General features: G+C 69.4%; 6 protein-coding genes and 1 pseudogene. 3 read left to right on the forward strand and 4 right to left on the reverse strand.

Translation table 11 applies throughout. From position 1 onward, the window contains the following. Nucleotides 1–685: polysaccharide deacetylase family protein (locus J7E97_RS25860; RefSeq protein ID WP_215031776.1), on the forward strand; the 685-nt coding region annotated here is incomplete at its 5' end. Further along, the gene (locus J7E97_RS25865; protein ID WP_215031779.1) at nucleotides 682–1,869 is read left to right on the forward strand and encodes a YncE family protein; all 1,188 of its coding nucleotides are present in this window, start codon (nucleotides 682–684) and stop codon (nucleotides 1,867–1,869) included. The genes J7E97_RS25860 and J7E97_RS25865, both read left to right, overlap by 4 nt. 127 nt (nucleotides 1,870–1,996) lie before the next feature. Here J7E97_RS25865 and J7E97_RS25870 read toward each other — a convergent pair whose 3' ends face one another. Continuing rightward, on the reverse strand, nucleotides 1,997–3,235 hold the full coding sequence (locus J7E97_RS25870) for a cytochrome P450 (protein WP_215031781.1): 1,239 nt from the start codon (nucleotides 3,233–3,235) through the stop codon (nucleotides 1,997–1,999). Continuing rightward, nucleotides 3,216–4,037, reverse strand: coding sequence for a tRNA-dependent cyclodipeptide synthase (locus J7E97_RS25875; RefSeq protein ID WP_215031784.1), 822 nt, complete (start codon nucleotides 4,035–4,037; stop codon nucleotides 3,216–3,218). Before J7E97_RS25875 ends, J7E97_RS25870 begins: the two co-directional genes overlap by 20 nt. Nucleotides 4,038–4,291: 254 nt before the next feature. Between J7E97_RS25875 and J7E97_RS25880 the strand changes: the two genes are divergently transcribed. Further along, nucleotides 4,292–4,504, forward strand: a complete 213-nt coding sequence (locus J7E97_RS25880; protein WP_215031787.1) for an EF-hand domain-containing protein — start codon at nucleotides 4,292–4,294, stop codon at nucleotides 4,502–4,504. A gap of 40 nt (nucleotides 4,505–4,544) precedes the next feature. On the opposite strand, the gene J7E97_RS25885 is transcribed toward J7E97_RS25880, so the two are convergent. Together J7E97_RS25885 and J7E97_RS25890 are read right to left on the reverse strand one after the other, a co-directional pair. Further along, nucleotides 4,545–5,093, reverse strand: a complete 549-nt coding sequence (locus J7E97_RS25885) for a PadR family transcriptional regulator (RefSeq protein ID WP_215031790.1) — start codon at nucleotides 5,091–5,093, stop codon at nucleotides 4,545–4,547. A 73-nt stretch (nucleotides 5,094–5,166) separates the two neighbouring features. Then, nucleotides 5,167–5,500: pseudogene (locus J7E97_RS25890) on the reverse strand (ABC transporter ATP-binding protein); the annotation flags it as partial.

Consider the following 5,500-nt stretch of genomic DNA (forward strand, 5'->3'; position numbering starts at 1 on the left):
GTCCGCGGCCTCCGCCAAGGCGGCCCCGGACAGACCGGCCGCCCCGGCCAAGGCGGCCCCGGCCCCGCGCCGGTTCGCCGGGCAGCCCGTCGAGATCGGGCACGGACCGCGCGGCCGCCCGGCCGTCGCGCTCACCTTCCACGGCAACGGGGATCCCGCCATCGCCAAGGCGGTGCTCGCCGAGGCGGAGCGGGCGGGAGCGCGGGTCACCGTACTGGCCATCGGCGCCTGGCTCGACGCGCACCCGGACATGGCCCGCCGGATCCTGGACGGCGGCCACGAGCTCGGCAACCACACCCAGCGCCACCTCGCGATCAACACCTTGCCCGAGGGACAGGCGTACGCCGAGATCACCGGCTGCGCCGACCGGCTCAAGCGGCTCACCGGGTCCATCGGCACCTGGTTCCGCCCGTCCCAGACCCAGTACGCCACCCCGCTCGTACGCGAACTGGCCCAGCGGGCGGGCTACCCGCACGTCCTCTCCTACGACGTGGACTCCCTCGACTTCACCTCGCCCGGTGCCGCGGCCGTCATCCGCACCGTCATCGGCACGATCCAAGGCGGATCGGTGGTGAGCCTGCACTTCGGCTACGCGGACACGGTCGACGCGATGCCGCCCCTCCTCGAAGAACTCGCGCGCCGCAAACTGCGCGCGGTGACCACCACGGAGCTGCTGATCCCATGACGACCACCCGCCTTCCCCGGAAGGCCACCGTGCTGCTGGCCGGTCTGGTCCTCGCCGCCCTGACCGGCTGCGGATCGGCCGACAAGGGACCAGCCGAGGCGCTCGGCACGAAGGGTCCCGCCGTGCCCGCCAAGGCCGTGCCGGCCGTGCCGCCCGGCCTGGCCGGGATGCCGCCGCTCCTGGACCCGAAGGACGTCTACGCGGCCGACCGGCCGAACAGGCTCTCCCCGGTGGTCAAGGACTTCCCCTCCCGCGTCTACGTGCCGAACACCACCTCCAACACCGTGTCGGTCATCGACCCGGTGACGTACAAGGTCATCGACACCATCCCGGTCGGCATCCAGCCCCAGCACGTGGTCCCCTCCTGGGACCTGAAGACCCTCTGGGTCAACAACAACCGCGGCCACACGCTCACCCCGATCAATCCGGCCACCGGCGAGGCCGGAAAGCCGGTGGAGGTGCACGACCCCTACAACCTGTACTTCACGCCCAACGGCAAGTACGCGGTGGTCATGGCCTCGATGGACAAGGAACTGGTCTTCCGCGATCCGCACACGATGGACCGCGTGAAGACCGTCCCCGTGACCTGTTTCGGGGTCAATCACGCGGACTTCTCCGCCGACGGCCGCTACTTCATCGTGAGCTGCGAGTTCTCCGGCGAACTGCTCAAGGTCGACACCGAGCGGATGGAGGTCGTCGGCCAGCAGAAACTGCCCTTCGAGGGCGCGATGCCGCAGGACGTCAAGGTCTCCCCGGACGGGAAGACCTTCTACATCGCGGACATGATGGCGCACGGCATGTGGGTGGTCGGCGGGGACAAGTTCGATACCCCCAAGCTGCTGCCCACCGGAAAGGGCTGCCACGGCCTGTACGTCAGCCGCGACTCCAAGGAGATGTACATCTCCAACCGGGGTGAGGGGTCCATCTCCGTCTTCGACTTCACCCAGGACAAGCTGACGAAGAAGTGGGAACTGCCGGACGGCGGCAGCCCCGACATGGGCGGCGTGTCCGCCGACGGCAAGGTGCTGTGGCTATCGGGCCGCTACAACTCCGAGGTCTACGCGATCGACACCACCACCGGAAAGCAGCTCGCCAAGATCCCGGTGGGCGGCGGCCCGCACGGCCTCGCCGTGTACCCCCAGCCCGGCCGCTACTCGCTCGGCCACACCGGCATCTTCCGCTGATGCCGTGAGCTGACACCGCGCGATGCGCGGACATGGGCGTGCCCCGGGAGCTCGCACAGCTCCCGGGGCACTCTCACGTGCTCACCGCTACCGCCACCGCCGCCGCGGCGCGGTCATCGCGGCACCGTCACCAGGCGACGGGGAGCCGCTCGGGGAGGCGCTTGATGAAACCGGTGCGCCACACGAGGTTCTCCGCCGGCACCGCGAGGCGCAGCTCGGGCAGCCGCTCGACCAGCACCTCCAGCGCGATCTCGGCGTGCGCCCGGCCCAGCGCGGAAGCCGGGCAGAAGTGCCGGCCGGCGCCGAAGGCGAGGTTGGGGTTGGGGCTCTCGCGCTCCAGGTCCAGCTCCTCGGGGTTCTCGAAGGCCTCCGGGTCGAAGTTGGCCCCTTCCAGCAGGACGAGGACGAGTTCCCCCTCCTTGACCAGCACGTCGCCGACCTGGACGTCCGCCATGGCTATGCGCGGCAGGCCGTCGCCGACGGACAGGTTCCAGCGGAGCAGTTCCTCCACGGCCTTGCCCATGCGCTCCGGGTGCTCGCGCAGGTACCCGATGAGCTCGGGCTTCTGCAGCAGCGCCAGGACCGCGAGGGTCAGGAACGCGGAGGTGGAGACGGCGCCGGCCCCGAAGAGCGAGACGGCGACGGTGGCGAACATGTCGTCGGTCAGGTGCGCCGACTCCGGGTCGGCCTCCTTCAGTTCGGCGAACCTGCCGAGGAGCCCCGTACGCTCCTCGGCGGGCCGGGCCAGCTGGAGGTTCAGCTGGTCGACGAAGTAGCCGACGTCCTTGTACCAGTTGAGCGCCGAGTCGGCGAACGGCTCGCGCACGGTCATGAACGCGACGTCCAGCCCCGACATCAGCCGGCGCCAGTCCTCGAAGGGCACCCCGAGCACCTGGGCGTGCATGGCCGCCGAGAAGGGGTCGGCGAACCCCGCCCGGAGGTCAGCCGGACCGCCCTCGGCGACGAGCCGGTCGATGAGCTCGCCGGCCGTGGCGCGCAGCCGGTCCTGGAGCCCCTTCTGGCGCGGGTTGAGCGCCTTCATCACCGCGTTGCGCAGGCCGGCGCTGTTGATGTTGCCCATGTTGTTGACGACCTCGGGCGGGATCGTCAGCGCGTACTGGCGCGGGACGCCGGCGTTCGCCGTGTCCTTGAGGCTGAAGCGCTCGTCCTCCAGGACCTGCTTGGCCAGCGCGTAGCTGCTCACCAGCCAGGCCCGGTCCCCGGTGAGGGTGCGCACCTTCGCGACCGGCGCCTTCTCGCGCAGCCAGGTGCACTCCTCGGGGAGCACGTCACCGCGCCGCGAGAGCGGGAAGTCGAGGAGGGGCCCCGCGGTCTGCTCGGTGCCCTCAAGCTGCTCGGCGCTCATCGACGGTCCCTTCGGTTGGTGCGGTGTTCACGTTCTTGTTCTTGTTCACGTGGGTGCTCGGGTTCGCCTGGTTCGAGTTCGTCTGGTTCGGGTTGCTGTGGGTCATTTCAGCCATCTCGGGCCTTACGACGGCATAAGCCTGGTTACGGGTCGCGCGAAGTCCCCCACCACGCGCGAACAGGACGTCCGTCATGGGCATCTTGAGGTGGTACGCCGCCACGGAGGACGGCACGTCGAGAATGCTCGGGGTGTCGATGAAGAAGGGCAGCTCGGCTGCCATGTAATCGAAACACACCTGCAACTGTGCGTCGGTGATCGATTCACCTTCCGGCAACTTGGAGCCGACGAAGTGCAAGGCCATTTCCTCACAGCCCTTGCGGAATTCGTCGTCGGTCTCCAGGAAATGCAGTACGCGCCGGTGCAATAGCTGGTAGACGGGATTCGTCTGGAATTCAGAGAGTGCTCGCACGCGGATCTCGGCACCGGGACTACCCGATTCTTCCACGCCCTTGAGGATCCTCCTCCGGACCGCCTTTATCTCCTTCGTCGCGCGCTTCTCCGCGTGTTCCCGGGTGTAGCCGAAAGCGGCGAACATCCGGTCGACGTGGAGGTCTGCGTAGACGAAGTCGACCTGCGCGAAGCGGGTCGTGGCCCATCGGGAAAGACTGCTGATGCGCTCGGAGCTGAAGTAGCTGTTTCCAGGACTCACTCCGATGAGCACGTGGTCGCCGTCTTCCCAGATATGGCGGCAGGTACGGGTGAAGGGCAGAACTTCGAATGATGCGTCAGCTTGGATCGTCACCTGTGTGATCGCCCTTGTTGCCACTTGTCCCTGGGAGCCCTGCGCTCCTGGTGTGGCGGCAATGTCGCTACGTTATGCGGTGGCCCCGGAGCGTGACAAGTGGCGGCTTGAATTGTTGGCTGGAATCATCGCTTCCGCCTTACGGAAGAGTAATTGAATTTCTATCTGCCGCTCGAACGGGACCCGGGGTACGGGAGATGCGCCCAGGCCGCTACCCTGAGCCGGTCAACAAGCACCAAGAAGGGGTGGACCCAGTGGCGGACATCGAGAGCGCACGGACGACGTTCGGCAAGTTCGACGTGAACGGTGACGGCTTCGTGACGGCCGACGAGTTCCGTTCGGCGATGGCGGAGATGGGCGACCCGTTCGTCACCGGCCCCGTCGCGGACGCGGTGATCGCCTCCAAGGACGCGAACGACGACGGCCTGCTGAGCTTCGACGAGTTCTGGGCCTCCCTGAACAAGTAAGCCCCCCGCGCCCCCGTCCCCTGCCGGGGCCGGGGGCGCGTCAGGTCCGCGGGCCGGACATGCCCTCCACCGTGGCGAGGGCCTCCTCCAGCCAGCGCAGCCAGAAGGTCTCCAGCCCGGTTCCGGCGTGCAGCACGACCCTGCGCAGCCGGTCCTGCGCCGCGTCCCGGCCGGCCGGGAAGTCCTTCTCCTCGATGGCCTCGTACTCGGCCAACTGGGCCCGGTGCAGCTCCAGATGGCGCCTCAGCTCCTCGGCCAGCCCCTGCGGCCCGACCACCGCGGCCGCCCGGATCCGCAGCAGCAGGGGATCCCGCACCTGCTTCGGGTCCTGGCGCTCCCCGACCCACCGGCCCAGCTCCGCGCTCCCGGCGGGCAGCACCTCGTACTCCTTCTTCTGCCCCCGGACGGGCGCCTCGCTGGGCAGCGCCCGGATCAGCCCGGCGTCCTCCAGCCGGCCGAGCTCGCGGTAGATCTGCTGGTGCGTCGCGGACCAGAAGTACCCGATCGACTTGTCGAACCGCCGGGTCAGCTCCAGCCCCGACGAGGGCTTCTCGAGCAGGGCGGTGAGGATGGCGTGCGGGAGCGACATGCGGCCATCCTAGATTTGCGGGAGCCGAGCACGGCGAATCGGGCAGGACGCCGGTCCCCGCACTAGTGCCGCGTCAGGCGGCCAGCGCTTGCGGATCGCGGGGGCCCGGGGCGTCCGGGGCCAGGAGGCCGTGCGCGCGCAGGAGGGCCGTCACCGCAGGGGACCAGGCCGTGCGCAGGCCCGCCGAAGCGAGGAGGGCCGGGTCCGACAGGAGCGGCTCGGCCGGGCCGACGCGGATGCCCGACGGGGTCAGGACCGCCGCGTCGTCGGCCCAGCGGACCGCGAGGTCCACGTCGTGGGTGGCCATCACCACCGTCGTGCCGCAGGCCCGCAGGCCCGCGAGGACGTCCAGCAGCCGCTCCTGGCCGTCCGGATCCAGGCCGGCCGTCGGCTCGTCGAGGATCAGC

The sequence above is a fragment of the Streptomyces sp. ISL-66 genome, assembly GCF_018614135.1.
Taxonomy (GTDB): Bacteria; Actinomycetota; Actinomycetes; order Streptomycetales; family Streptomycetaceae; genus Streptomyces.

Excerpts from the sequence above, each read along its gene's own strand:
- J7E97_RS25885 (WP_215031790.1), bottom strand. The coding sequence starts at position 5,093 with ATGTCGCTCCCGCACGCCATCCTCACCGCCCTGCTCGAGAAGCCCTCG.
- J7E97_RS25870 (WP_215031781.1), bottom strand. The coding sequence starts at position 3,235 with ATGAGCGCCGAGCAGCTTGAGGGCACCGAGCAGACCGCGGGGCCCCTC.
- J7E97_RS25865 (WP_215031779.1), top strand. The coding sequence starts at position 682 with ATGACGACCACCCGCCTTCCCCGGAAGGCCACCGTGCTGCTGGCCGGT.